This window comes from Microcella sp. (genome assembly GCF_046296455.1).
In the GTDB taxonomy this organism is placed as follows: Bacteria; Actinomycetota; Actinomycetes; order Actinomycetales; family Microbacteriaceae; genus Microcella.
Map to the genome: position 1 here is coordinate 23,551 of NZ_JBKBLF010000008.1, position 25,701 is coordinate 49,251.

The following is a 25,701-nucleotide window of genomic DNA, read 5'->3' on the forward strand; positions in this document are numbered from 1 at the left end:
TGCTCAGTCGCGCGGTGGCGTCGCTGTGCCGCGTCGGAAGAGGTGCAGGGCGAGCGCCCCGGCCAGCAGCAGCGCGAGCGCGGCGACGGCGGCGGGCGGGCCGAGGGGTGACGGGCCGGTCGCGGCGAGCATCCCGCAGGCGACCGTGGCGCCGTCGCGCACGGTGACCGTCACCGCTGTCGGATGCTCGCCGCCGAACTCGTCGGTGACGATGATCGGGATGCTCTGCTCGCCCGGCGCGGTGAGCGAACCCGCGATGCTGAAGGCGCCCCCGTCTCGCACCGAGCCGCCGTCGAGGGTGACGCCCGTGGGCGCTCCGGTGCCGAGGGCGGCCCCGCTCGCGTTCCAGGGCAGATTGAAGTCGTAGGTGAACGACCCGCTGAACGAGTCACCGGGGCACACCTCGATCGCCGCGGTCTGCACGGCGGCGACGGAGAACAGCGGGCTGCACCCGGTGAGGGGGCAGAGCTCGATGAACAGGCGCGCTTGGTAGTTGGCCGACCGATCGCTCTTGAGATAGACCATCAGCTCGTGATTGGCCGGCTCGAGGTCGTCGACGAGCGTGCACGTCAGTTCGCCCTCGCCCGCGGCCGGAGCGAACAGGGTGAACTCGCACTCGGCGGCGAAGCCGAACTCGCGCGTCGACTTGCTGTCGGCCACCACGCCGAGACCTTCGGGATACGGCGGGAAGGTGAAGGGAACAGCGAAGTACGGTCGGCCGAGAGAGTCGCCCTGCGTCGGATCCATCCAGGCCGTGCCGACGGCGAAGGTCAGGTCGGTGACGGCTTCCGCCGCGGCGGGCTGGGTGTGGTCGGCGGGCGCAGCGATCGCGGCACTCGGCGCAGCGACGCTCAGCAGCACGCTGACGGCGAGAAGAACGCGAGCGCTTCTCGTGCTCGACCTCATGCCCCCAGTGTGCCGGATCGGGGCGGACTCGCCCAAGCCCCTGCCCCTCGGCCGGTCGCGATAGTGTCCCGTCACGACGTCTCGTGAACGAAAGGCAACCCCTCATGGCCATCGTGTGCCGCACCGGCTCGATCACCCGCGCTGACCAGACCCACACCCCGCTCGAGCTGCCGCTGGCCGACCCGCTCGGCGCCGACATCGCGACCACCTACCTCGAGGTGTTCTCGGGCAGGGCCAGCTCGCTCGACGTCGGCATCTGGGAGACCGACCCGGGTCGCTCGCGGTGGGAGTTCGCCGACAGCGGCGAGGTCATCTATGTCATCTCGGGCCGCATGACGGTGACCGAAGATGGCAAAGAGGCCCAGGACATCCAGCCCGGTGATCTCGTGATCTTCCCGATCGGTTGGCAGGGCTTCTGGGAGGTCACCGAGCCGCTGAAGAAGGTCTACGTCATCTTCGAATAGGGGATGCGGGGTCGCGGCCGCGCGGAGCCACGAGCAGTTAGGGCCCCAGTGCCGTGATCGGCACGACGTGAACCCCGTCAGACCGAACGCCTGCGCTTCCGGTTGCGGTGATCACAATAAGGCATTGAGGGTCTCCGTGGCGTGATGTGTCGATGCGCTGTGTGAACTTCGTCAGGTTCGCGGCTGCCGTGTCGACCTCGGCGGTGCTCATCTTGATTTCCACCGCTGCCCATCGACCTCCGGGCACCGCGATGATCGCATCCACCTCGTTCCCGCCTTCGTCACGCCACGTGTCGACGCGGCCGCCCAGTCGCTGGGCGTATACGCGCAGGTCACGCACGACGAGGGCCTCGAAGTGATAGCCGGCCGCCGGGAGGTCGTTCAACAGGTCCGCGCTACTGACCCCGAGGGCGGTTGTCGCGATCGATGGGTCGACGAAGTACCGAGTGGGGGTCGATCGTAGTCGCGATCGTGACCGCATGTGCGGCATCCACGCCTCGGAGTCATCGAGCAATTGCAGCCGCTCGAGCGCGTCGAGGTGGCTGTATACGGTGGCGGGGCTGACGGGCCCTCGTTCACCACCGGCATCGGCCGCGATCGTTCGCGTGGCCGGAGCGTGAGCAACGAAGCGGGACAGCGACGTGAGTACCCGCCGTAGAGTTCGCGGGTCGCGACGCCCGACCATTGACGGAACATCAACTTCGATGACCTGTTCCAGGTATCCCGTCAGCCACCTCCGTGCGGTGGCCTCATCGGCCTCGAGAAGGTCGGGCCATCCGCCGACCACGACGCGTTCCATGAGGTCCGGAACCGTGAGGCCGCTATCTCGGCCCGGCTGGCGTTCACCATCGAGGAGGGCAGCCAGTGACACCTCGCCGTTGGAGTGCCCCGATTCGAAGAGGCTCATGGGGCGCATCCGGAGAGTCGCAAAGCGGCCCGCCCCAGAATGCCGGTTAACGTCGTCTCGTGGTCGGGCCGAGCCTGTGAGCAGGTAGAGACCGCGCCCGCGGTCAAAAGCATCGACGGCGCGCCGCACGCTGTTCCAAAGCTCGGGCACCGTTTGCCACTCGTCGAACAGAATCGGCGTCGGTCTGTCAAAGAGGTACTTCGAGTTGAGTTCGATCGACGCCCTGGCGGTGCTGTCGCGATCCATGTCAAAGACCGTCGCTGCGACGCGGGAGGCCGTTGCCGTCTTGCCTGAGGCTTTCGGCCCTTCGATGAGCACTGCGCCGACCGCCGCCATGAGGTCGGCAAGTTCTCGGTCGGCAACGCGTGCGCGGTAGTCAGGCATCCACAAACTATACACTTCGCGATGACAAAAATGAACAGATTGCGAGACTCTAAATGAACGTTTTGCGACGACCGCGCCCAGACGGCTCCGCGCGAACGCGAAAGAACGGCGCAACGTTACAACGAAAGGCCTCTCAGACTTGGAGCGTCACGAGATACACGAAAAGAGACTTGGAGCGTCGCCGGGCCATCGAGGTTGACTCTCAGCCGACGGCGCGCCGCACGAGTTCGGTGATGCGCTGAGCTTCGGTCGCTCCGATGCTCGTCACAGCGAACGACGCTGGCCACATGGCGCCGTCGTCGAGCTGCGCGGTGTCGTTGAATCCGAGCGTCGTGTACCGGGTGTCGAACTTGCTGGCCGGCTGCACGAAGCACAGCACCTTGCCGTCGAGCGCGTAGGCGGGCATGCCGTACCAGGTGCGCGGAGCCAGCTGCGGAGCCGCCGCCATGATCACCTCGTGCAGCGTCGTGGCGAGCGCGCGGTCGCCCTCGTCGGGAAGCTTCGCGATCGCCTCGAGCAGGTCGTTGAGCTCGGCCTCGGCCTTCGCGGCGCCTTTGGCCCGCTTCGCCTGAGCGCGCAGCTCGGCCGCCCGCTCCTTCATCGCGGCCCGCTCGTCCGCGGTGAACCCGTCGTTGCCAGTGGATGCTCTGCCCTCAGCCATGCGCACCAGGCTAGACCCACGCCCACGCCGTGGGCGCTGCCCTACTCGGTGATTGTCGGCTGGAAGTAGTCGAACAAGCCCTGGGGTACGGGGTCATCGAACCGCAGCGTCACTCGGACCACCGGGATTGACTCGTTGTTCTTGTCGACCATTGATGTCTGGAACGGGTTGGTCGCCCGCGCTCGACCCAGGTAGAAGAAGTCCGTACCGTCGTTGTCGTCCTTCTTTGCGAAGACATCAATCTCGACCGAGTTGCTCACGATCGCCTTGACCTCGGCGCTGTCGAGCGTTCGGCGGCTGCGCGTAAACCACGTCATGGTTCGCGTGTCGATGAGCTGATCCTCGTACTGTGTGCTCGCGGTCACATTTTCAGCCTTGTGATACGTCACGAAGATCGGGCACGTTCCAGTGTCACCGTCGACCTTGTAGCCGAAGATCGTGCCCATCATGTTCGACCGCCAGCGGAGTAGCCGAGACGCGTCTTTGCGGGAGTATTGACGCCCAACGCTGAACGGCTCGGCATCGCCGTACTTGCGGGGAATGATCGAACGGGCTGTCCAGAGCAGATCGTGGACTTCGTTGTGGAAGTCGTGACTGGTCTCCAGGTTGCCGCGGAACACATCGCCAAGTCGATACTGGCCGTCGTCGCTGAGAACGACTGGACTGGTTCCATATCGCGATCGCTCTGCTTCGGTGAGGAACTGAAACGTGAGCGTTCTCAGCGCGCTCATCGTGAGTTCCTTATCTGCCTCGTCACCAACCGCGGCTGTGCGCTGCGCCAGCTCGTCGAGTGACCGCGGAATCCCGCCCCGCAGCTCGAAGAGCACGTCTGTTTCCGTCAGCCGTTTCGCGGCGAGCACCTCGTTTCCGAGGAAGTCGAGCATCCGCGACTGCGCTTCAGTGTGATTGTGGTCGACCTTCAACGCGCGGCGGAGGAGCTCCGGGTAGTGCTTCAGGCTCGTTGCGAGGACGACCGGGTCGGTCGAATCAGACGCAGCGAAGTCCAGGAGGCGCGGCGTCCGCCCGAGCCGTGATCGCATTGCCTCTAACGAAGGCTTCAGCAACGCGGCGCTACTCAGCTTCGTCACGGCGACGGAGTCGAGTACGCGCTTTTGGGCGATCTTGTCGAAGCGAATACTCGAGATGTTCGCAAGCACTCCGCGCTCCTCAGCTTCGATAAGCCGGCGCCGGAGTGACTCCTTGTCCTGCGAGTTATCGCCAAAGAGGGCGATCGGGATGAGGTAGTTGTTCGCGTAATTCCCAATGAAGTCGATGACGATCGTGTAGTCCTTCGCGGGAGCCTTGCGCAGACCACGTCCGAGTTGTTGGACGAACACGATGGCTGACTTGGTCTGTCGAAGCATCACCACTTGATTTACCGAAGGGATGTCCACGCCCTCGTTGAAGATGTCGACGGTGAGGATGTAGTCGAGCTCTCCGCGCTCGAGCTTCTCGACTGTTCGCAACCTTTCGTCGACGGAGTGCATCCCGGAGAGGGCGACGGTCCGGAGCGGTTCGCCGTGAAGGGTCAAAGTGTTGAGCTGGTCGGACAGAGCTGTCGCTTCGTCGACCCGGCTGCAGAAGATGAGGCCTTTCGGCGAAGTCCCTGCATGACCGTAGAGCTCGAGGGTTCGCACGACGTGTTGCGCTCGTAATCGTGAAGCAAGCCGCTCAACGGTCGTTGCGTCGTCCGTCGTCGTGCCGTCTTCGAACTCAACGTCCGCGACACCGAAGTAGTGAAATGGAGCGAGCATGTCAGCTTCAAGGGCAGCCTGGAGGCGAATCTCATAGGCCACGTTGTAGTCGAAGAGTTCGAAGACATCAGATTGGTCTGACCGCTCGGGCGTCGCCGTGAGCCCGATCGTGAAGGCCGGCGTCAGGCGGTCCATGACGAGTCGATAGGTCTGCGCGCCCACGTGGTGCGACTCGTCAACCACGACGTAGTCAAACTCGTCCGGTCGCACATTGTTCAGAACGTCCGACCGGGACAGAGATTGAATGGTTGCAAAAACGAAGCGCCTATCCGTTTGCTTGCTGCCGCCGGCCAGCTTCCCGATCTCATGCGGTGAGAGCCCGAGAAGGTTTGTGAACTCCTCGATGGCGCGATCGAGTATCTGTTCCCGGTGAACGATGAAGAGGAAGCGCTCAGGCTTGACCATCCCCACGTGGAAGGCGGCAAGAGCTGTCTTCCCCGTGCCGGTCGCCGACACGACGAGGACTCGGCGCTCTCCGTCCGCTCTCATCTGCTCGATAGCAGCCAACGCTTCTCGCTGCATCGCGTTGGGTTCAAACCGTGGCACGATGGACTCTGGCGCCTTCGGCGATTCGATCGAGGCTGAGGCTTCGGCCACCTTGCCGGTTGCCCAAACAGTGGTCGGCCGTGGACGCGCCTCATACTCCGCGATCCACTCGGAGGTGAGGTCGAGAGAGTTCTCGAGCTGCTCGAGCTCGAGCTCGTCGAGCTGCCGCGACAGGTTGCTCTCGGGGGATCCGGAGACCTTGATGTTCCACTCGAGGTTTGCGACAAGGGCCGACTCTGTGAGGTTGGCGCTGCCGAAGAGAGCGACGGAGCGATCGGGTCGGTGGAAAATGTAGCCCTTTGCGTGGAACGCCTTGCTGGAGTGGATTCGGGACGAGATACCGATCTTCTCGAGGGCCTTGAGTTCCTTGAACACGCTTGGGCTGTTGAAGCCTAGGTAGTCCGAGGTGACGATCGTCCCTGTGCCGTTGAAGTCGACGAGCTCCTGCTTCAACAGGGCGAGTGCCCGCGGCGTCACGAAGGCAACGGAGAACAGAAAGCGCTCGGCGTGCTTCAGTTCACGGCGCAGTACTCGAAGCACGGATGAGTTCTCGTTGTTGAGCACGACCTCCGGGTTGAGGTTGTGCGGCACGAGGGCGGACTCGAGCAAGTAGCCGAACTCGGTCTCCCGACCCAGCGGCGACTTCCAGAAGTCTTCGCGGTGTTCAGACACCAGCTGCTCGCAGCTTCTCTACGGCTGGGATGTCCGCAGGAGCCCATTCGAGAGTGTCGAGTGCCTCGACAGGCAGCCACCGTTCTTCCACATGCTCGTTCGATTGCGGCTCGCCGGCGACGAGTTCACACAGGAATGTCGCGAGGGTGATCACGGCAAAGACGTATTCGTGGGTTGTCGTTTCGAGAGGTTCGAGAACCGAGATCTCGCAGCCCAACTCCTCGTCGATCTCCCGGATGAGGGCCTCGGCGAACGACTCGTCCTTCTCGACCTTGCCCCCGGGAAACTCCCACATGCCGGGCAGCGCACCACCGAGGCCTCGACGAGCGCAGTAGATCAAGCCGTCACGGACGATGACCGCTCCAACCACCGTGATGTGTTTCTTCATCGTTCCTCTCTCATCGTCTATCGCCACAGTCTTGACGATAGGAGCGACAACCGCTCACTGTCGGGAGGACTCTCGCTTTCCGCACAACCTCCAGTTGCCAGGCGTCTCAAGAGATAGGAAGGGCCGGGGCCTCCGAAGAGACCCCGGCCCGAGCATCCTGCAGCCGGACGAGCTGGCGGCTAGCTGGCCACCAGGTCGAAGCGGTCGGCGTTCATGACCTTGGTCCAGGCGGCGACGAAGTCGTGCGCGAACTTCTCGCGACTGTCGTCTTGCGCGTAGACCTCGGCGTACGAGCGCAGGATCGAGTTCGATCCGAACACGAGGTCGGCGCGAGTGGCCGTGTAGCGCACCTGGCCGGTCGTGCGCTCGCGCAGGTTGTACGCGTTGAAGCCGGCCGGCTCCCACACGTAGCCCAGGTCGGTCAGCGTCACGAAGAAGTCGTTCGTCAGCGCACCGACGGTGTCGGTGAAGACGCCGTGGCTCGTGCCACCGAAGTTCGTGCCGAGCACGCGCATGCCACCGATGAGGCAGGTCAATTCGACCGCCGTCAGGTTCATGAGGCTCGCGCGGTCGAGCATGAGCTCCTCGGCCGGCACCGTGTAGTCCTTTTTCAGGTAGTTGCGGAACGCGTCGTGAATCGGCTCGAGCGGCGCGAACGAGTCGACGTCGGTCCACTCCTGGCTCGCGTCACCGCGCCCCGGGTGGAACGGGATGCTCACCTCGACGCCCGCCTTGCGCGCAGCATCCTGAACCGCCAGATTGCCGCCCAGCACGATCAGGTCGGCCACGCTCACGCCGGTCTCGGCCGACAGCGCCTCGTAGACGCCGAGCACGCGGTGCAGGCGCTCGGGCTCGTTGGCGTGCCAGTCGCGCTGCGGCGCCAGGCGAATGCGCGCGCCGTTCGCGCCGCCCCGCTTGTCGGAGTCGCGGTAGGTGCGCGCCGAATCCCACGCCGTCGTCACCAGGTCGGTCATCGACAGGCCGCTGCTCAGGATGCTCGCCGCGACCGCCGCCACGTCGTAGTCGGCCTTTCCGGCCGGCACCGGGTCTTGCCAGATGAGGTCCTCGGTCGGCGCGAGCGGCCCGACGTAGCGGTTGCGGGGGCCCATGTCACGGTGGGTGAGCTTGAACCAGGCGCGCGCGAAGACCTCGCTGAAGTACTCGGGGTCGTTGTAGAAGCGCTCGGAGATCTCGCGGTAGATCGGGTCTTTGATCATGGCCATGTCGGCGTCGGTCATGATCGGGTTCTGGCGGGCGATGCCCTCCACGTCGAAGGGCTTGTCCTCCTCAGCGATGGCCACGGGCTCCCACTGCCAGGCGTCGGCGGGGCTCTTCTTGAGCTCCCACTCGTGACTGAAGAGCATCGTGAAGTAGCCGCTGTCCCACTGCGTGGGGTGCGTCGTCCAGGCGCCCTCGATACCGCTCGTCACCGTGTCTTTGCCGATGCCGCGGCTCACGTGGTTGTTCCAGCCGAGGCCCTGCTCGGTGATGTCGGCGCCCTCGGGCTCGGGGCTGAGGATCTCGGCCCGGCCGTTGCCGTGCGTGCGCCCGACGGTGTGGCCGCCCGCGGTCAGCGCGACCGTCTCTTCGTCGTTCATCGCCATGCGGGCGAAGGTCTCGCGCACGTGCGCGGCCGTCTTGAGCGGGTCGGGCACGCCGTTGACGCCGGTGGGGTTCACGTAGATGAGGCCCATCTGCACGGCGGCGAGCGGGTTCTCCATGGTCGACGGGTCGTCGACGCTGCCGTAGCGCTCGTCGCTCGGCGCCAGCCACTCCTGCTCGCTGCCCCAGTAGGTGTCTTTCTCGGGGTGCCACAGGTCTTCACGACCAAAGGCGAAGCCGAAGACCTTGTGCCCCATCGACTCGTACGAGAGGGTGCCGGCGAGAATCATGAGGTCGGCCCAGCTGATGCGGTTGCCGTACTTCTTCTTGATCGGCCAGAGCAGGCGGCGGGCCTTGTCGAGGTTGGCGTTGTCGGGCCACGAGTTGAGCGGCGCGAAGCGCTGCGTGCCCGAGCCGCCGCCGCCGCGGCCGTCGGCGATGCGGTAGGTGCCCGCCGAGTGCCAGGCCATGCGGATCATGAGGCCGCCGTAGTGGCCCCAGTCGGCCGGCCACCAGGGCTGGCTCGTGACGAGCAGCTCTTTGACGTCTTTCACGAGCGCGTCGACGTCGAGCTTCTTGAGCTCTTCGCGGTAGTCGAAGTCGGCGCCGAGCGGGTTCGTCTTCGTGTCGTGCTGGGCGAGGATGTCGAGGTTGAGGCCCTTGGGCCACCACTCCTTGACGCCACCGTCTTTCGAGGTGTGGGCTCCGTGCACAACGGGGCAGGTTCCGGCGGCGGCGACATCGGTCATGTGTTCCTCTTTCTCTTGACGTCAAGGTTAACCGGCGACGGGCCGCGCCGAGGTGCGAACAGCGGTCACCAACAAGAGCGCACCGCGATGCGCGTTCGCAGATGTGGGGTGGCTCCGAGCTCGGCCCAGATCAACCCGATTGCGAGCGTCGATCTACCACCCAGTCGTCAGCAGGTGTTGAACCGTGAGGGCGAAAACCGCCTGGGCGGGCAGGCCGACGCGCCGCCATCGCTCCGACAGCAGTGCTGTGCCGACGAGCATCCACGGCACGAATGGCAACCAGATTCGTTCGACTTCGGCGCGACTCATCTGCGACACGTCTGCGAGTAGGCACATGCCGACACCCGCGATTGCCAGGTACGCGACCGTTCGACGCGCACGCTCGTGGTCGTCGATGCCGGTCATCGGCGCGCGCCACGACGTCCACGGGATGCTGGCGATCGCTGCACCGGCGGCAGCCCCGACCCAGGGCCCCGCGCTGATCGACAGCGCAGCAAGGTTTCCCCACATCCAATATTCGGGGGGTCGGCGACTCGCAATGCCGTCCCAGTACCGTTCTTGCAGCACAGGGAAGGCCTCCCACCAGGCGAAGCCTCCGAGAGCGAACAGGCCCACGACCGCAAGTGCGGCCGCTACCGCCCAGGGAAGAGGCCGCCACGACTTGGTCAGCACGAGGATCGTCACGGCGAGCACGCCGAGAAGCGGCAGCCCGTACGACAGCATGACGCAATAGCCAAGCAGCACTCCGGCGAGCATGCTCCATGCCACCTGCCGCCCGCGTCGCTGCGACGTCGCGGCGATCGCGAGCGACAGCATGCCCCACGCCGCGAACGCTGCGAAAACGGCGTCGCCGGAGACAGACATCCAGATCGCAGCGGGCCCGATCACGAGGAAAGGCGCGGCGCGGCGCGCGAGCGTCTCGGCGCCGAGTCGGCGGACGGTGTGCAACACGGCAACCGCTGTGGACGCTGCGATCGCCGTCACCACGAGGCCGGCGGCGAGCCCGCTGCCGAGACCGAGCCACACGAGTACAACGAAGAAGAGGAGCGCGCCGGGTGGGTGGCCCGCGATGTGCACTGGCCAGTTGTTCTCGCTGTCGAGAGGGATTCGATCGACGTAGATGCGCAGCGTCTCGCCGACGTCGGTCACCGCGCGCGCGGTGTTCAAGTACTCGTACTGTGTGTCGAGGATCACCCCGATGCCGTCGAGTCCGTCGACGGTCGCGAGGCTCAGCATCCACGCGAGCCCCATGGCGTACGTCACGATCATGAGCCGCGGCCACGACATCGTTCTGATCCTGGCGGCGAAGGCGACGGCGAGGCCCGCGAGCGCGATCGCCGCGGGGGTTCCCGGTCCCACCCGCGGCATCCACTCGGCGTGCAGCGGCGGGAACGAGTTCACGAATACTTTCCAGTCGAAGAGCGCCGGAATCGCGATGGCGGCGGCGATGAGCACAACGCTGACGGCCAGCCCGAACGCTGCCGAGCGCGAGACCGCGCGCGTGGGGCCCACATCTACCTCGGTCTCGCCGGCCATCATCGCGGAGGAGTCACGGTGTCGCGCAGCGGGGCGGCGGCGAATTCCCGCATGCCGTCGTCAAAACGCACGGTCGCTCGCCAGCCGAGCTCGTCGTGGATGCGGCGTGCCGAGGCGGTGATGTGCCGCACGTCGCCGAGACGGTACTGGCCCGTCACCTGCGGATGTGGCCCGCCGTACGCGTCGGACAGCGCCTCCGCCATCTCACCGACGGTGTGCACCTCGCCGGTCGCGACGTTGAACGGGCGGAATGAGCCGTTCGTCTCTGTTCGCGTCCACTCCGCAGCGGCGAGGTTGGCGGCCGCGACATCGTCGACATGCACGAAGTCGCGCCGCTGCCCCCCGTCTTCAAAGACCTGTGGCGCCGCCCCAGCCTCGAGGGACGACCGGAAGATGGCCGCGACGCCCGCGTAGGGCGTCGCCCGCGGCATCCCTGGTCCGTAGACGTTGTGGTACCGCAAGGCGGCGACCATGCCTCCGGTCTCGCGTGCCCACACTGCGCTCAGATGCTCTTGCATGAGCTTGCTCGCCGCGTAGACGTTGCGCGGATCGAGCGGTTCATCCTCGTTGATCTGCAGGGGTTCGAGCGGCTCACCGGTTCGCGGCGATACGGGCTCAAATCGGCCAGCGTCGAGATCGCGCTGCGTGCGCGGTGGCGGGATGATCGGGCCCACGGCATCGCGATATCGGCCCTCCCCGTAGACGACCATGGAGGAGGCGAGCACCAAGCGCCGCACACCGGCAATTGCCATCGCGGCCAGCAGTGATGCCGTTGCGAGGTCATTGCTGCGCACATAGTCGGGGGCATCGGCGAAGTTCACCCCCAACCCAACTTTGGCGGCCTGATGGCAGACGGCGTCGACGCCGCGAATCGCCCGCGAGAGCGCCGTGCCGTCGGCGAGATCGGCGTGGATAAACTCCACGCCGTCAACACTTACGGTCGGTGGCTCGCTCGAATGAACGTCAGCGCGCAGGCTGTCGATCACGCGCACGCGCCATCCCCGCTCGCGCGCCGCGCGTACGACGCGCGAGCCGATGAAGCCTGCGCCGCCCGTGACGAGCATCGTGCCAGTCATCCGCTCAGGCCTTCGCCTCACGTGCGAGCACGAGACTGACCACAGCCGGATCGATGTGCTGGTCGGGCACGTAGTCAGCGGGAATGCGGGCGATCGTTCCGTCAATCGCCGCCGCAATGCGCGGCTTCGCCTTCGCGAGTAGGCGGAGCACTGTCTCGGCGCTCACCGGCTCGTCCCCCGGCGCGCGACCCGTATCTGCGTCGGTGACGAAGGAGAGGCTCGCGTACCCGATGTTGAGTTCCGCGGCCAGCGCCGCCTCGGGGTACTGGGTCATGTTGACGATGTGGGCGCCGGCTGCGCGCCACGCAGCGGACTCGGCGCGCGTAGAAAAGCGAGGCCCGGCGATCACGACCGTCGTTCCGGTCGGGCGGAACTGTTCGCCAGCATCCGTCAGCGCGGCAATCATTGCCGCTCGAAGAGCGGAACAGTAAGGGTCGGCGAACCCGAGGTGCTGAACGCCGAACTGAGCATCCGCGCCGTCGAAGTAGGTGTCGTCACGATCGCGTGTGCGATCCAGCAGCTGATCCGGCACGACGAACGATCCCGTCGGCGTTTCGGCAGAGAGCCCACCGACGGCCGAGGAAGCGATGATCGCCCGCACCCCCAGCGACGCGAGGGCCCAGATGTTTGCTCGGTAGGGCACGCGATTCGGCGATAGATGATGTCCCTCGCCGTGCCGAGATATGAAGGCCACCTCGCTGTCGCCCAGCCGTCCGATCGCGATCGAGCTCGAGGTCGGGCCGTAGGGCGTATCGATCGTGATGGTGCGTGCGTCGTCGAGCAGGTCGTAGACGCCGGAGCCGCCGAAGATTCCGACGGGGACGCGATCAAGAATTCGCATGGATGCTGGCTCCCAGTTCGTCAAGCACGTGAGACAGGCGACCCTCGGTGAGCTGAGATCGCACGGCGTGAAGGCTCTCAGCGGTATCGATGTCGGTGAGGGTGACGAGGTCGCGCGTCACGAGGCCAGCCTCGAGCAGCCGGGAACGCTGGAGGGCGCCGGTATCGGGCTGCGACATGGGAACGCCGCGCACGAGGTCGCCATCGGGCTGCCGAAGCCCCAGCAGCCAATACCCGCCGTCGGTCGCGGGGCCGAAGAACGCGTCGACCCCAGTCGGCCAATGCTGCAGCGGCTCACGGATGTGCGCGGCGGAGATCTGCGGTGTATCCATACCCACGACGATCGTCGGCCCCGTGCAGCTGTCGATCGCTTCAGCGATGCGCTCATCGAGCGTGCCAAGGCGCTGAGCGACGGTCTCCCAGCCACTGGTGTCGAAGTCCACAACCCCGTCGAGGCACAGAACACGTCGTGTCGCCAGCGTACTCGCGAGGGTGTCGAGGGTGTCCCTTAAACTTGCCTCGGCGATCAACGCGGCCTGCACAGGCGTGTAGGGCGGGCAGAGTCGGGTCTTGACCGAGCCGGGTCGGCACTCCTTCGCCATCACGATGATCGTCGTCATCGCGCTCGCTCCCGCAAGACGCGGGCCATGTCAGAGATCGCCGTCGCCGTTCCCCGTACGGTTCCCGTGACCTTCGAGCGGCCTACTCGCGGTCGGTAGTCGACATCGACCTCGAGGATGCGCCAGTGCTGTGCCGCCGCCGCGAGCACCATCTCGAGGGGGTAGCCGCTCCGCCGATCGTTCAAGCCAAGGGCGACAAGGTCAGCGCGACGAGCAGCACGCATGGGGCCGAGGTCGTGAAGGTCGGCGCCCGTCGCTCGGCGGAGGCGACGCGCGAGATAGGCATTCGCCATTCGGGCGTGTACCGGCCAGGCCCGAGCCAACTGCGGGCGCCGTCGCCCGAGCACGAGATTCGCTCGGCCGTCGACGATGGGGGCTACGACCCGAGCGAGGTCGGCAGAGTCGAACGATCCATCGGCATCGCAGAACGCGACGATCGGCGCGGTCGCCGCGAGCAGGCCCGCGTGCGCGGCCGCTCCGAACCCTCGCCGAGTTTCGGTAATGACGATCGCGCCGTGTGCGGCGGCCACCGCCGCCGATCCGTCGGTCGAGCCGTTGTCGACGACGATGCCGCGATACCCGCGCGGCAGGCCATCAAGCACCGCGGGCAACGCGCCGGCCTCGTTCAGGCAGGGGAACACGACATCCACTTCGGCAGTCACGAGCTGCTCACGCGCACGGGAACCACTCCGCCGCCGCGTCTGCCCGCAGGCGATGCTCCACGAACTGCCGCCGCACCTCGTCGATGGCGTTCTGCAACGGGAAGATCTCCGCCATTACGAACTGGTCGGCGTGATCAGCGGCGACAGGATGCCAGTACACACCGTCGGCGGTGATCGTCACTTCCGGAATGAGGGAGTCGACCGTGAGCTCCACTCCGTCGTCGGCGACGCCGCGGTGGGCGATCGCCCGGATGACCTGGTGATCGCGTTCGATGCCAAGCGCGTCGAGAAATGCGTGAAACGGATCGAGCTCACGCATGTGCGTGACGGGCACCGTTGCTGCCACCTTCACAGCGAAGCCTTCACTTTGCGCGGTTCGGATTCCGTTCACCGCCCGCGCCCACGACCCACGACCGCGGTGACTGTCATGCACGTCCGGCGTCGGTGAGTCGAGGCTGATCTGCAGCGTGAGGCGATCGCGATCCATACGGCGAAGTCGTTCGAGCTTGGCACCGGTCAGCAGCATGCCGTTTGTTAGCAGCGTCGTCGGCAGGCGCCGGGTGCAGACGGCGACTAGTGCGTCGATGTCCGGCAGGAGAAACGGCTCGCCGCCCGTCAGGATCAGCTCGGTGACACCGGCGTCGAGCGCCTCATCGGCGATCCGTTCGACGCGGTCGGCGCCGATCGCTCGCCGGTCCGTTTGCGGCGACGATCGTACGCAGCAGTAGTCGCACGCCAGGTTGCAGTCGAAGTTCGTGTAGATCCAGACCCTCGTTCCTGGCCGCTGATCAGGCTCGAGGTCGGCGATGGGGTCGCGTCGGCGACCGGTGCGTACCAGAATGCCTTTTGCCGCCGAGCCCGAGACGAACTCGTGGCCGGCTCGCTCGCACCACTCACGCGCGATGCGGGCCGCGTCATCCGGATCGCCGTCGAAGTCGACCGCGACGGTCGTTCCTCGCGCCACGCGCCCGGTGGCCTGTACGAGGTCGAGAAGCAGCGTCTGGTTCACCATCGAGGCGAGATCCCCTGCTCGCTCACGGCGCGGAAGAGCGACTCATAGCCCTCGAGTTGCGGCGGCACCCAGGCGCGAAGTCCCTCCATCTCCAGGATCGGGCGGTGCGCCGGGTTGTCCCAGTCCATCTGCATCAAGCGGTCGACCCACGACGAGTAGCGGTCCTCGGGCGTCGTGGCGAGCGCAGTGAAGGTGCAGTGGCTGTAGATCGGCGACATCCAAAAGGCCTCCAGCGCTCCGGGCATGAGCTCATCGCGCCCGATCGCCTCCCACGTGTTGATGCCGATCGCGGCGGCATCCGCTTCGCCGGCGAGCACCGCCCGAATCGCATCGAGCTCGCTGCGACCAGTGTCGCCGTGTTTGCCCACGTCGCTGTTGATGCGCATGAGGTCAACATCATCGGCGTGGATGCCCGCATCCTGCAGGAAGGTCACCGGCAGGATCGCCGCCTGCGCGGAGTCCTTCGAGCCGAGGGCCAGGCGGCGACCGCGTAGATCCTCCAGCCCAGAGAGACCTGCCCCTGCTTGGGCGACGAAAACGGTCTGGTACACGGTGTCGGTGTCTCGCATTGCCAGCGCTCGGCATTCGCCCTCGGTCTGCAGCACCGTGCGCACCCACGCAAGGTTCGTGTTCCAGGCAAGGTCGATCTGTCCAGAGATGAGGGCGTCGACCTGACGGCCGTAATTCGAGTACAGAACGAAGTCCATCTCGGTGTCGGTGCCCGCGAAGTACTCGCGCATGCCTTCCCAGATCGGCACGACGTTGGGCGAGTAGGCGACGGCGCCGACGAGTAGGGGAGCATTCATGCGGTTATCCATTCCGTGAGTCGAGATCGGGGTCTCCGGTGCGGTCCGCCCAGAGCAGGCAGGTCACGCCGAGCGTGCCCGCCACGAAGAGAGAGAGCGACGATGCGTCTCCACCGAGCAGCGCGACACCCGTTGCGAGTTGCGCGAGTTGGGCGAGCGCGGCGAGCGCGAATCCCACTGCCGCCGCGGCGCTCAGCAAGGCGCTGCGTCGGATGCCGGCGACGATCGAGCTGACGCCAAGCGCCAGAAACACCGCGGCACCCGCCGGCTCCAGGTCGACGAAGTCGATGTACTCGGGAAGCGACGGAGTAAATACGAACACCGCGGAGATGATCGACCCGACGCCGATCACGGTCATCGCCCGCGTGGTTGCTGGCCGCATCGGCCCGCGTCGCGGGCCGGCAGTGCGGGCTCCGGGGCCTCTCACGAGAGCACCGTCATGAGACGCGCCACTCGACCAGGCGACCGAACCCACATCGGTCGCAGTAGCCCGTCGATGCCCCACGTGCGACCAGCGGCAGACAGCAGCAGCACGAGGTGCCCGACGCCCATGAGGATGTAGCCCCAGTGCCACTCGTCTGGCGCATTCAGTACCGAAAGGGCGATCGCGCCGGTCTGGATGACGCCGACCGCGGCCCAGCCCCGTGTCGCGAGCCCGAGAATGAGGAAGGCCCCGAGGGCAACCTCCGTCAGGAGCACCGCCCAGCCGATGACGGCGAGCTGGGGAAGGAAGACGGTCTCGACGAACCACGAGTATGGGGCCAAGACCGGGAACTCCACTGCCTGGCTCGCCCAGAAGTACAGGCCCCGGTCGCTCGATTGACCGAAGTCGGGCGGCACCTTCCATCCGGCGTTCTGCACCCAGAGAACGCCCAGCGCGATGCGCAGCACTGCGAGGCCAGCGCCCGTCGACGACGGAAGCTGCACGGCGGCCGAGCGGTCATGCGAAATCGGCGTCGAGGTGGTCATCGCACAATCAGACACCTCGGCCGAGGTCAGCGCATAAGGCAAGTCCTTACGGTCCCCTTACGGACGCCGGTCGCCCCTCGCTCTGGAGGGTGCCAAGTCCATAGCATCGCCGCAGTCACCGCTATCGGGCGGAGGCCCGACGGGGGAGGCTTTCGTGGCAAACCGACTTGACCAGTCAGCGTGGCGACCGATGCACACGCGAATTGCGATTGCGCTGGGCATCGGGTGGATGCTCGATGCGTTTGAAGTACAGATCATCGGATCAGTGATTCCGGGTATCCAGGCGGAGTTCTCGCTCGATTCGTTGCAATCCGTTTGGATCAACGTCGTCTGGTTCGGCGGTATCGCGGTCGGAGCCATGCTCTTCGGATGGCTCGCCGACCGCGTCGGGCGCAAGAGACTGTTCGTCGCCACGCTCATTCTGTATTCGGTCGCTGCAATCGCGACAGCGGCTGCCCCGACCTACGAAATCTTCATCGTCCTCCGGTTCATCACGGCCCTCGGTGTCGGAGGCGAGTATTCCGCGGTGACGTCGGCGATTGCGGAGTTCATGCCGGCCCGCAATCGCGGGCGTAGTAATGGACTTGTCATGACGTTCTGGGCCCTTGGTGGCATTCTCGCGAGCGTCATCTCGATCGTCGTCATCTCGACTCTTGGTTTGACCTGGCGCTACACGCTGCTCTTCGGGGTTGTGAGTGCGGCCTATGGCCTGCTCGCACGCCGGCTCATTCCCGAGTCGCCGCGCTGGCTCGCATCGCGCGGCAAGGTCGAGGAGGCCGACGCCGTCGTCGAGAGCATTACTGGTCTCCGAAGCGCACACGGCTACGTCGACCCCAACGGGTCGACGTCGGGGCGAGCGCCGCTGCGAGAACTGTGGACGAACTACCGGGGCCGGCTCCTCTTCGGCATGTCCCTCGACTTTTCCGAAGCAGCCGGTTATTACGGCCTTTTCACGGCGATGAGTATTCTCGTGTTCTCGCAGGCGACCGGAGCCGTGCCGATCAGCGATACCGCGCTGCCCTACTACTTCTTGATCGCCAACGTGGGGGCGCTGCTCGGCGGCATCGTGGTGTCGTTTGCCCTCGACGCGATTGGGCGCAAGCCGACCGTAACGTTCTCATATGCCCTCGCGGCCGCGAGCATGATTGGTTGCGCGGCCGCGGCAGCCACCGGGTCGCCCACGATCGTGCTCATCGCGTTCACGGTCGCGGCATTCTTCGCCACGTGCGCCTGGGTGTCGGCGTACCCGACTTTCTCCGAACTCTTCCCGACGTCGCTCCGCGCGAGCGGGATTGGCGCGAGCGTCGCCGTCGGTCGGCTCGGCGCGATCATCGGTCAGGTTGCCCTTGCGTTCACCGCCATTTCGTGGGGAGTCGGCGTGATGTTCGGGATGCTCGCTGCGTTCTGGCTCATCGGCGCAGTCGCGGGCGGAATCTGGTGGAAGTTCGGCACGGAAGCACGGGGGGTCTCGCTCGAGGAGCTGGTCGCTTCGCGATCCTCGGCAAGCGTGGGTTCGAACGGATGATGAAGTGGTGGCTCCGACGGGCGTCGATCCCGTGACCTCACGATTTTCAGTCGTGCGCTCTACCAACTGAGCTACAGAGCCGCAGGGCGATGATGCCCCACTACGGAACAAGCCCCCTCCGAAGAGAGGGCCCGTCGCCGTGGCGACCCTGACCGGACTTGAACCGGCGACCTCCGCCGTGACAGGGCGGCGCGCTAACCAACTGCGCTACAGGGCCAAACGTATTCAGTTGTGTGGTGCTGCTGCTGGTGACCCCAACGGGATTCGAACCCGTGCTGCCGCCGTGAAAGGGCGGTGTCCTAGGCCACTAAACGATGGGGCCAGGTGGCGCGAGCCGCAGAGCAACCGAGGCACAAGCATACGGGTCGAGCGCCGGGAATGCCAAACCGGCGGCCGCGGGCGGGCGCGCGGGTTCGGCGACGATCCGACCCGCCTCCCGGGCGGGCGTGGCCGCGCGGGTTAGCGTCGCGACAAGGATGCGGGTGCTCTGCCGACAGGGCGCCCTGCGATGCGTGCGGTGCGATGCCTGGCCGAACGCGGCATCCATTGGTACTGTGGTCAATGGTGCTCGTGTGGAAGTTGTGACATAACGCACGAGTGCCGGTTCGGGGAGACATCATGCGGTCAGCAGAACGCTGGGGGAGCGCGACGATGACAGAGACGACGGCCATGCCGCCGGTCGTGACGGCACGGGATGCCGCCGACCGACCGCGGCGCCGTCGCGCGAGCGCATTCATCGCTGCAATCGCGGCCGTGGCTCTGCTCGTGAGCGGTTCGATCGCCGTCACCGAGCGCCCCGCGTACGCCGTCGACTACCCGAGCTGGGATGACGTGCTCGACGCCCGCCGCGACGTGGCGCGCGCGCAGGCGAAGATCAAAGAGATTCGCGCGGCCATCGCCGCCATCACCGCCGAGGTCGAGCGCACCCAGGCCATCGCCCAGGAGAAGGGCGACATCTACTACGAGGCGCAGCTCGCCTTCGACGAGGCCGCCTTCACGGCCGACCAGCTGCAGGCCCAGGCAGACGAGGCACAGGCCCGCGCCGACGAGTCGCGCTCGCGCGCCGGCCAGTTCGTGGCCGAGCTCGCGCGCTCGGGCGGCGGCGACCTCTCGGCCTCGCTCTTCACGAACCCCGGCAATGCCGACGAGCTGCTCTCGCGCCTCGGCTTCGCCAGCAAGATCACCGAGCAGGCCGAGGGCATCTACGCTGCGGCGCTGCAAGACCAGAACGCCGCGCAGTCGCTCACCGACCAGGCCAACGTCGCCAAGGAGATCCGCGACGAGCTGCGCCTCGAGGCGCAGGCGGCCTTCGAAGAGGCCCAGGTTGCGGCCGAGGCGGCGCAGAACGCCCTCATCGCGCAGCAAGAGAACCAGGCGCGGCTCGAAGCCCAGCTCGACGTGCTGATCAAGAACCGGGCGGCGACCGAGAAGGATTACCGCGCCGGCATCGCCGCGCAGTACGGTTCGGGATCGAGCCTCGGGGCCGGTCAGATCAAGAACGGTTGGGCGGTGCCGACCAACGGCTACATCAGCTCGGGCTACGGCTACCGCGTGCACCCCATCAGCGGCGCGGTGCGCTTTCACGCCGGCGTCGACATCGCGAACGCGGCCGGCACGCCCATCTACGCGGCCGCGAGCGGCGTCGTCGAGTACGCGGGGTGGAACGGCGGATACGGCAACTTCATCCGCATCAACCATGGCAACGGCCTCACCACCTCGTACGGCCACATTCAGAACGGCGGCATCTTGGTGCGCATCGGCCAAGAGATCGTCGTCGGGCAGAACATCGCCCGCATGGGCACGACCGGCAGCTCGACCGGCAACCACCTGCACTTCGAGGTGCGGCAGAACGGCGGCACGACCAACCCCGTGACCTATCTGCGCAATAAAGGACTCTCGATTGGGTAGTCGGCTCTGATGCGACGCCCCGGGCGCCGCGCGATCGGAGCCGTCACCCTCGTGACGGCTCTGGTTCTTGCGCTCGGAGCCGCGGGCCTGCAGCGACCGACCACGGCGCTCGCCGCACCGTCGGGCCCCTCGTGGGACGACGTGCAAGAGGCGAAGGGCGACGTCGAGGCCACCGAGATCGCCATCGCGCGCATTCTCGACACGGTGGCCGAGGTCAACGCCGAGTTCGAGCAGTTGCGCACGACTGCCCTCATGGCCGGCGAAGAGCACCAGCAGGCCACGATCGCGCTCGACGAGGCCGAGATCGCCATGCAGTCGGCCGACCGCCGCCGCGACGCGGCCCTCGAGCGCGCGAGCGCCTCGGGCCAGCAGGCCGCCCAGCTCGCGGCGCAGCTCGCGCGGGCCGGCAGCGGCGACATCACGATGGCCCTCATCGTCAGCGGCGATGACGCGGATGCCCTGCTTTACCGCCTCGGAACGATGAGCGCCCTCAGCACGCGCACCGACGCCGTGCTCGCGCGGGCGGTGAGCGACCGCAACGTGGCCGACTCGCTCAGCGAGCAGGCCGTCGTCGCGCGCGATGCCCATGCCGACGCCGTCGCCGAGGCCGAAGCGGTGTTCGCCGATGCCGCCGATGCCGCCGCACAGGCCGAAGCGCAGGCCGCCCAGCAGCGCGCGCTGCTCGACGAGCTCTCGGTCAAGCTCGCCACGCTCACGGGCCGCTCGGCCGCCCTCGAGCGCGCCTACCTCGACTCGCTCGAGCACGCCGAGCCGCCGTCGAACCCCGCGCCGAGCCCGAGCGCGCCGGCCCCCGGCCCGAGCCCGAGCACTCCTGCGCCCGCGCCGAGCCAGCCGACGCCCCGCCCTAGCGCGCCGGCTCCCGCGCCGTCGCCGAGCAGCCCTGCTCCGTCACCCGCGCCGAGCACCCCGGCCCCCGCGCCGAGCCCGCCGCCCGCGGCATCCGGACCCACCCCGAACCCGACGATCGTGAACGCGGCCATCGCCTTCGCCAAGGCGCAGCTGGGCGAGCCGTACCAGTACGGTGCGAGCGGCCCGAACTCGTGGGACTGCTCGGGGCTCACGATGATGGCCTACTCGGCCGGCGGGCTCGCAATCGGCGGGCACTCCGTCTCGGCGCAGTACAACCGGGCGGCCTCGCGCGGCCTGCTCGTGCCCTACGGCGAGGCGCGCCCCGGCGACCTGATCTTCTACAGCTACGGCGGCTCGGCGTCAGGATCGAAGTATCACGTCACGATCTATCTGGGCAGCGGCCAGATGATCGAGGCGCCCTCGCCGGGCAAGCCCGTGCGCATCGTGGCCGTGCGCAACTACGACCGCATCCCGGTCGTCGCACGGCCGAGCGGGTAGCGCCGCTCGAAGCGACGCCCGCAGAGGCTAGTGGGCGGCGGGCACGTAGGCCGCGATGCCGGCCTGCACGATCGCCTCGGCCTCGGCGGCGTCGCCCCAGCCCTCGGTCTTGACCCACTTGCCGGGCTCGAGGTCTTTGTAGTGCTCGAAGAAGTGCTCGATCTCTTTGCGGGTCTGCTCGGGAACATCCGAAATGTCTTGGATGTGCGCCCAGCGCGGGTCTTTCGCCGGCACGCAGATGACCTTGGCGTCGCTGCCGCCGTCGTCGGTCATGTTGAACACGCCGACCGGGCGCACCTGCACGCCGACGCCCGGGAACAGCGGGAACTCGAGCAGCACCAGCGCGTCGACCGGATCGCCGTCGAGGCCGAGGGTGTTCTCGAAGTAGCCGTAGTCGGTCGGGTACACGAAGGGCGTGAACAGCACGCGGTCGAGAAAGACGCGCCCCGTCTCGTGGTCGACCTCGTACTTGTTGCGGCTGCCGCGAGGAATCTCGATGACGACGGGGTAGGCGCCCATGGGCGTGCTCCTTCGAAGAGGGGAGTAGAGAGAAGAAAGTCGTGCGCGCGAGCGCGGCTCTAACCTTAGTGGATGCCCTCCGAGCCCGATCCGGACGCCCGACGGCCGCGGCTCACCCCCGCGGTCGCCGACACGCGCCGCGCGGTGCGCGAGGCGCTCGCCGACCTGCCGGCGGGCTCGCTCGCCCTCGTGGCCCTGAGCGGAGGCCCCGACTCGCTGGCGCTCGCCGCGGCCGCCGGGTTCGAAGCGCCGCGGCTCGGGCTGCGTGCGGGCGCGGTGATCGTCGACCACGGTCTGCAGCCCGACTCGGCAGCGGTCGCGCTGCGTGCGGCCGCGGCGGCGCGGGCGCTCGGGCTCGAGCCGCTGCAGATCGAGCGCGTGCGCGTCGAGCAGTTCGGCGTCATCGACCCGGTATCGGGCGACGCGCACATCAGGGGCGGCGCGGGCGGGCCCGAGGGCGCGGCGCGTGCGGCCCGCTATGCCGCGCTCGAGACCGCGGCCGTCGAGCTCGGTGCCGCGGCCGTGCTGCTCGGCCATTCGCTCGACGACCAGGCCGAGACCGTGCTGCTGGGGCTCGCCCGCGGCAGCGGCACGCTCAGCATCGCGGGCATGGCCCCGGTGGCGGGGTTGTACCTGCGACCGCTGCTCGGGCTGCGCCGCGCGACGCTCGCGCAGGCCTGCGCCGACCAGGGGCTCGAGCCGTGGCACGACCCGCACAACAGCGACGAGCGGTTCGCGCGCGTGCGGGTGCGGCGACGCATCCTGCCGATGCTCGAAGAGCACCTCGATGCCGGCATCGTCGAGGCGCTCGCCCGCACCGCCGCGATCGCTCGAGAAGACGCCGAGGCGCTCGATCACATGGTCGACGAGATCGCCGAAGAGCTGACCGACCTGGCCGAGGGCGGCTGCTCGCTGACGGTGGCCGGGCTCACGGCGAACCCCCCGGCCATTCGGCACCGGCTGATCCGGCTCGTCGTGCGCACCGAGTTCGGGGTGTCGATCAGTCGCGCCCAGACCCTCGAGGTGGCCCGGCTCGCGACCGACTGGCACGGCCAGGGGCCCGTGCACCTGCCCGGCGTTAGGGTGGAACGCATCGCAGGGCTCATCATCTTCGCCCTCGCCCCCGATCACGCTGAGGAGTAACCCCGTGGACGTCGACGACATCCGTTCCGACCTGACCGAGGTGCTCGTCACCGAGCAAGAGATCCACGCGAAGCTCGCCGAGCTCGCGCGCCGTGTCGAGGCCGACTACGGCGACACCCCGCCGCTGCTCGTCGGCGTGCTCAAGGGCGCCGTCATGGTCATGGCCGACTTCGCGCGCGAGCTCGCCGTGCACGTCGAGATGGACTGGATGGCCGTGTCGAGCTACGGGGCCAGCACCGAATCGAGCGGCGTCGTGCGCATTCTCAAAGACCTCGACACCGAGATCGCGGGCCGCGATGTGCTCATCGTCGAAGACATCATCGACTCGGGGCTCACGCTCTCGTGGCTGCGGGCCAACCTCGAGTCGCGCGGGGCGAAGAGCGTCAAGATTCTCGCGCTGCTGCGCAAGCCCGAGGCGGCGAAGGTGCAGGTCGACGTCGAGTACGTCGGCTTCGACATTCCGCCCGCCTTCGTCGTGGGCTACGGCCTCGACTACGCCGAGAAGTACCGCAACCTGCGGGCCATCGGCGTGCTCGCGCCGCACGTCTACGCCGACTGAGCGGCGCTCCGCTCCGCGCGAACATCCAGCGGCTGCCAACAGACTGCGCGATAGCCTGGCAGGCACGTTCCACCGGAAGAAAGGTGCGGGGCCGCCAGCCCGCCAGCCCATGAACCTCAAGAAACTCGTTCGAGGACCGTTCCTCTACATCGTCGCGGGAGCCCTCGTGCTCTGGATCGGCTTCGCCCTGCTCGGCGGCATCGGCGGGTTCCGGCAGATCAGCACGCAGCAGGGCCTCGAGTTCCTCGCCGAGGAGCAGCTGACGAGCGTCAAGATCGTCGATGGCGAGCAGCGGGTCGACATCGTGCTCGCCGAGGCCGACGAGGAGTTCGGCCAGAACGTGCAGTTTTACTACGTTGCACCCCGCGGCGCCGCGATCGTCGACGCCGTCGACGCGGCGAACGTCGACGACGAGTTCACCGACGAGGTGCCGCAGACCAACTTCTTCGTGAGCCTGCTCGGGCTCATCATCCCGTTCCTCATCATCGGCGTGATCTTCTACTTCTTGCTCACGCGCCTGCAGGGCGGCGGCGGCCGGGTCATGCAGTTCGGCAAGTCTCGCGCCAAGCTCGTGAGCAAAGAGACCCCGCAGGTCACGTTCGCCGATGTGGCGGGGGCCGACGAGGCGATCGAAGAGCTCGAAGAGATCAAAGATTTCTTGAAAGACCCGACGCGGTTCCAGGCGGTCGGCGCTCGTATTCCGAAGGGCGTGCTGCTGTACGGCCCTCCCGGCACGGGCAAGACGCTGCTCGCGCGCTCGGTCGCGGGCGAGGCGGGCGTGCCCTTCTACTCGATCTCGGGTTCTGACTTCGTCGAGATGTTCGTGGGCGTCGGCGCGAGCCGCGTGCGCGACCTCTTCACGCAGGCCAAGGAGAACGCGCCGGCGATCATCTTCGTCGACGAGATCGACGCCGTCGGCCGCCACCGCGGCGCCGGCATGGGCGGCGGGCACGATGAGCGCGAGCAGACGCTCAACCAGATGCTCGTCGAGATGGACGGCTTCGACCCCAACACCAACGTCATCATGATCGCGGCGACGAACCGCCCCGACATTCTCGACCCCGCGCTGCTGCGCCCGGGCCGCTTCGACCGCCAGATCCAGGTGGATGCTCCCGACATGAAGGGGCGCGAGAAGATTCTGCAGGTGCACGCCAAGGGCAAGCCCATGGCCGAGAACGTCGACCTCGAGGTGCTCGCCCGCAAGACGCCCGGCTACACCGGAGCCGACCTCGCGAACGTGCTCAACGAGGCCGCGCTGCTCACGGCCCGCGCGCGCGAAGAGATCATCACGAACCAGGCGCTCGACGAGGCAGTCGACCGCGTCATGGCCGGCCCGCAGCGCCGCACGCGCATCATGCGCGACCACGAGAAGCTCATCACCGCGTACCACGAGGGCGGCCACGCGCTCGCGGCCGCGGCGATGCGCAACACCGACCCCGTCACGAAGGTCACGATCCTTCCGCGCGGCCGCGCTCTCGGCTACACGATGGTGCTGCCGATCGACGACAAGTACTCGGTGACCCGCAACGAGCTGCTCGACCAGCTGACGTACGCCATGGGTGGCCGCGTCGCCGAAGAGATCGTCTTCCACGACCCGACGACGGGCGCGAGCAATGACATCGAGAAAGCCACGGCGATCGCGCGCCGCATGGTGACCGAGTACGGCATGAGCACCGACGTCGGGGCGATCAAGCTCGGCCAGTCGAGCGGCGAGGTCTTTCTCGGCCGCGACATGGGCCACCAGCGCGACTACAGCGAGAAGCTCGCCGAGCGCGTCGACGCCGAGGTGCGCGCGCTCATCGAGCAGGCGCACGACGAGGCGTGGCAGGTCATCAACGACAACCGCGACATCCTCGATCGCCTGGCGACCGAGCTGCTCGAGAAAGAGACGCTCGACCACCTGCAGCTCGCCGAGATCTTCGCCGACGTCAAGCGCCTGCCCGAGCGCCCGCAGTGGCTCTCGAGCAGCAAGCGGCCCCTGCCCGACCTGCCGCCCGTACCCATGCCGACGAAGGCTCCCGTCGAGGCCGCCGCGCTCGCGAGCACGGCCCACGACGCCGCGGCCCCCGGCGCGACGGCGCACGCGTCGACCGACGCCCCGCCCGCGACGCGCGACTGAGCCGCA

23 protein-coding genes and 3 tRNA genes are annotated in these 25,701 nt (G+C 67.3%); 7 read left to right on the forward strand and 19 right to left on the reverse strand.

Features of this window, described 5'->3' with window-relative positions; all coding sequences use genetic code 11:
• Nucleotides 1-3: 3 nt before the first annotated feature.
• Complete coding sequence (locus ACK4HH_RS05735; protein ID WP_409649337.1) at nt 4-906, reverse strand: hypothetical protein; 903 nt, start codon at nt 904-906, stop codon at nt 4-6.
• Nucleotides 907-1,010: 104 nt separating this feature from the next.
• Between ACK4HH_RS05735 and ACK4HH_RS05740 the strand changes: the two genes are divergently transcribed.
• On the forward strand, nt 1,011-1,370 hold the full coding sequence (locus ACK4HH_RS05740) for a cupin domain-containing protein (protein ID WP_409649340.1): 360 nt from the start codon (nt 1,011-1,013) through the stop codon (nt 1,368-1,370).
• A 37-nt stretch (nt 1,371-1,407) separates the two neighbouring features.
• On the opposite strand, the gene ACK4HH_RS05745 is transcribed toward ACK4HH_RS05740, so the two are convergent.
• The 14 genes from ACK4HH_RS05745 to ACK4HH_RS05810 all read right to left on the reverse strand — a co-directional run bounded on the left by ACK4HH_RS05745 (nt 1,408) and on the right by ACK4HH_RS05810 (nt 16,554).
• On the reverse strand, nt 1,408-2,661 hold the full coding sequence (locus ACK4HH_RS05745; RefSeq protein ID WP_409649343.1) for an ATP-binding protein: 1,254 nt from the start codon (nt 2,659-2,661) through the stop codon (nt 1,408-1,410).
• A 202-nt stretch (nt 2,662-2,863) separates the two neighbouring features.
• Entirely contained in the window at nt 2,864-3,322 is a 459-nt protein-coding gene (locus tag ACK4HH_RS05750; RefSeq protein ID WP_409649347.1) for an iron chaperone, read from the reverse strand.
• A gap of 41 nt (nt 3,323-3,363) precedes the next feature.
• Nucleotides 3,364-6,294 carry a DUF3427 domain-containing protein gene (locus ACK4HH_RS05755; RefSeq protein ID WP_409649350.1) on the reverse strand — a complete coding sequence of 977 codons (2,931 nt, stop codon included), beginning with the start codon at nt 6,292-6,294 and terminating at the stop codon, nt 3,364-3,366.
• The gene (locus ACK4HH_RS05760) at nt 6,287-6,709 is read right to left on the reverse strand and encodes a (deoxy)nucleoside triphosphate pyrophosphohydrolase (RefSeq protein WP_409649353.1); all 423 of its coding nucleotides are present in this window, start codon (nt 6,707-6,709) and stop codon (nt 6,287-6,289) included. Before ACK4HH_RS05760 ends, ACK4HH_RS05755 begins: the two co-directional genes overlap by 8 nt.
• A 152-nt stretch (nt 6,710-6,861) precedes the next feature.
• Nucleotides 6,862-9,033 (reverse strand): catalase/peroxidase HPI, encoded by a 2,172-nt coding sequence (gene katG, locus ACK4HH_RS05765; RefSeq protein WP_409649356.1) that lies wholly within the window; start codon nt 9,031-9,033, stop codon nt 6,862-6,864.
• Nucleotides 9,034-9,186: 153 nt separating this feature from the next.
• A complete protein-coding gene (locus tag ACK4HH_RS05770) occupies nt 9,187-10,572 on the reverse strand; it encodes a hypothetical protein (protein ID WP_409649359.1) in 1,386 nt (461 codons plus the stop codon).
• Nucleotides 10,569-11,645, reverse strand: coding sequence for an NAD-dependent epimerase/dehydratase family protein (locus tag ACK4HH_RS05775; protein WP_409649590.1), 1,077 nt, complete (start codon nt 11,643-11,645; stop codon nt 10,569-10,571). Before ACK4HH_RS05775 ends, ACK4HH_RS05770 begins: the two co-directional genes overlap by 4 nt.
• 4 nt (nt 11,646-11,649) lie before the next feature.
• A complete protein-coding gene (locus ACK4HH_RS05780; RefSeq protein WP_409649362.1) occupies nt 11,650-12,486 on the reverse strand; it encodes an MTAP family purine nucleoside phosphorylase in 837 nt (278 codons plus the stop codon).
• Nucleotides 12,473-13,105 carry a DUF2064 domain-containing protein gene (locus tag ACK4HH_RS05785; RefSeq protein WP_409649364.1) on the reverse strand — a complete coding sequence of 211 codons (633 nt, stop codon included), beginning with the start codon at nt 13,103-13,105 and terminating at the stop codon, nt 12,473-12,475. The genes ACK4HH_RS05780 and ACK4HH_RS05785 overlap by 14 nt, the downstream gene beginning before the upstream one ends.
• Nucleotides 13,102-13,767 (reverse strand): glycosyltransferase family 2 protein, encoded by a 666-nt coding sequence (locus tag ACK4HH_RS05790; protein ID WP_409649367.1) that lies wholly within the window; start codon nt 13,765-13,767, stop codon nt 13,102-13,104. The genes ACK4HH_RS05785 and ACK4HH_RS05790 overlap by 4 nt, the downstream gene beginning before the upstream one ends.
• Before the next feature lie 7 nt (nt 13,768-13,774).
• Nucleotides 13,775-14,779, reverse strand: a complete 1,005-nt coding sequence (locus ACK4HH_RS05795) for a radical SAM protein (RefSeq protein ID WP_409649370.1) — start codon at nt 14,777-14,779, stop codon at nt 13,775-13,777.
• Nucleotides 14,773-15,597, reverse strand: a complete 825-nt coding sequence (locus tag ACK4HH_RS05800) for a phosphate/phosphite/phosphonate ABC transporter substrate-binding protein (RefSeq protein WP_409649373.1) — start codon at nt 15,595-15,597, stop codon at nt 14,773-14,775. Before ACK4HH_RS05800 ends, ACK4HH_RS05795 begins: the two co-directional genes overlap by 7 nt.
• Complete coding sequence (locus ACK4HH_RS05805) at nt 15,590-15,943, reverse strand: hypothetical protein (RefSeq protein ID WP_409649376.1); 354 nt, start codon at nt 15,941-15,943, stop codon at nt 15,590-15,592. The genes ACK4HH_RS05800 and ACK4HH_RS05805 overlap by 8 nt, the downstream gene beginning before the upstream one ends.
• Nucleotides 15,944-16,008: 65 nt before the next feature.
• Nucleotides 16,009-16,554, reverse strand: coding sequence for a TQO small subunit DoxD (locus tag ACK4HH_RS05810; protein WP_409649379.1), 546 nt, complete (start codon nt 16,552-16,554; stop codon nt 16,009-16,011).
• A 190-nt stretch (nt 16,555-16,744) separates the two neighbouring features.
• Here ACK4HH_RS05810 and ACK4HH_RS05815 point away from each other — a divergent pair, with 190 nt between their 5' ends.
• On the forward strand, nt 16,745-18,079 hold the full coding sequence (locus tag ACK4HH_RS05815; protein ID WP_409649382.1) for an MFS transporter: 1,335 nt from the start codon (nt 16,745-16,747) through the stop codon (nt 18,077-18,079).
• A 5-nt stretch (nt 18,080-18,084) separates the two neighbouring features.
• Here the strand turns inward: ACK4HH_RS05815 and ACK4HH_RS05820 are convergent.
• The 3 genes from ACK4HH_RS05820 to ACK4HH_RS05830 form a co-directional block, all read right to left on the reverse strand.
• Nucleotides 18,085-18,160, reverse strand: a tRNA-Phe gene (locus tag ACK4HH_RS05820).
• A 59-nt stretch (nt 18,161-18,219) separates the two neighbouring features.
• Nucleotides 18,220-18,296: transfer RNA gene (locus ACK4HH_RS05825), tRNA-Asp, on the reverse strand.
• Nucleotides 18,297-18,325: 29 nt separating this feature from the next.
• A tRNA-Glu gene (locus ACK4HH_RS05830) sits at nt 18,326-18,401 on the reverse strand.
• Nucleotides 18,402-18,730: 329 nt separating this feature from the next.
• On the opposite strand from ACK4HH_RS05830, the gene ACK4HH_RS05835 reads away from it, so the two are divergent.
• Together ACK4HH_RS05835 and ACK4HH_RS05840 are read left to right on the forward strand one after the other, a co-directional pair.
• Nucleotides 18,731-19,987 (forward strand): peptidoglycan DD-metalloendopeptidase family protein, encoded by a 1,257-nt coding sequence (locus tag ACK4HH_RS05835; protein ID WP_409649385.1) that lies wholly within the window; start codon nt 18,731-18,733, stop codon nt 19,985-19,987.
• A gap of 9 nt (nt 19,988-19,996) precedes the next feature.
• On the forward strand, nt 19,997-21,355 hold the full coding sequence (locus ACK4HH_RS05840; RefSeq protein ID WP_409649388.1) for a C40 family peptidase: 1,359 nt from the start codon (nt 19,997-19,999) through the stop codon (nt 21,353-21,355).
• Between the two features lie 27 nt (nt 21,356-21,382).
• Here the strand turns inward: ACK4HH_RS05840 and ACK4HH_RS05845 are convergent, their stop codons facing one another.
• Nucleotides 21,383-21,874, reverse strand: coding sequence for an inorganic diphosphatase (locus ACK4HH_RS05845; protein WP_409649391.1), 492 nt, complete (start codon nt 21,872-21,874; stop codon nt 21,383-21,385).
• A 72-nt stretch (nt 21,875-21,946) separates the two neighbouring features.
• On the opposite strand from ACK4HH_RS05845, the gene tilS reads away from it, so the two are divergent.
• From tilS to ftsH, 3 genes are all read left to right on the forward strand, one after another.
• A complete protein-coding gene (tilS, locus tag ACK4HH_RS05850) occupies nt 21,947-23,017 on the forward strand; it encodes a tRNA lysidine(34) synthetase TilS (protein WP_409649394.1) in 1,071 nt (356 codons plus the stop codon).
• Between the two features lie 4 nt (nt 23,018-23,021).
• Nucleotides 23,022-23,576, forward strand: coding sequence for a hypoxanthine phosphoribosyltransferase (hpt, locus tag ACK4HH_RS05855; protein ID WP_409649397.1), 555 nt, complete (start codon nt 23,022-23,024; stop codon nt 23,574-23,576).
• Between the two features lie 109 nt (nt 23,577-23,685).
• Nucleotides 23,686-25,695 carry an ATP-dependent zinc metalloprotease FtsH gene (gene ftsH / locus ACK4HH_RS05860; RefSeq protein WP_409649400.1) on the forward strand — a complete coding sequence of 670 codons (2,010 nt, stop codon included), beginning with the start codon at nt 23,686-23,688 and terminating at the stop codon, nt 25,693-25,695.
• Nucleotides 25,696-25,701 lie beyond the last annotated feature (6 nt).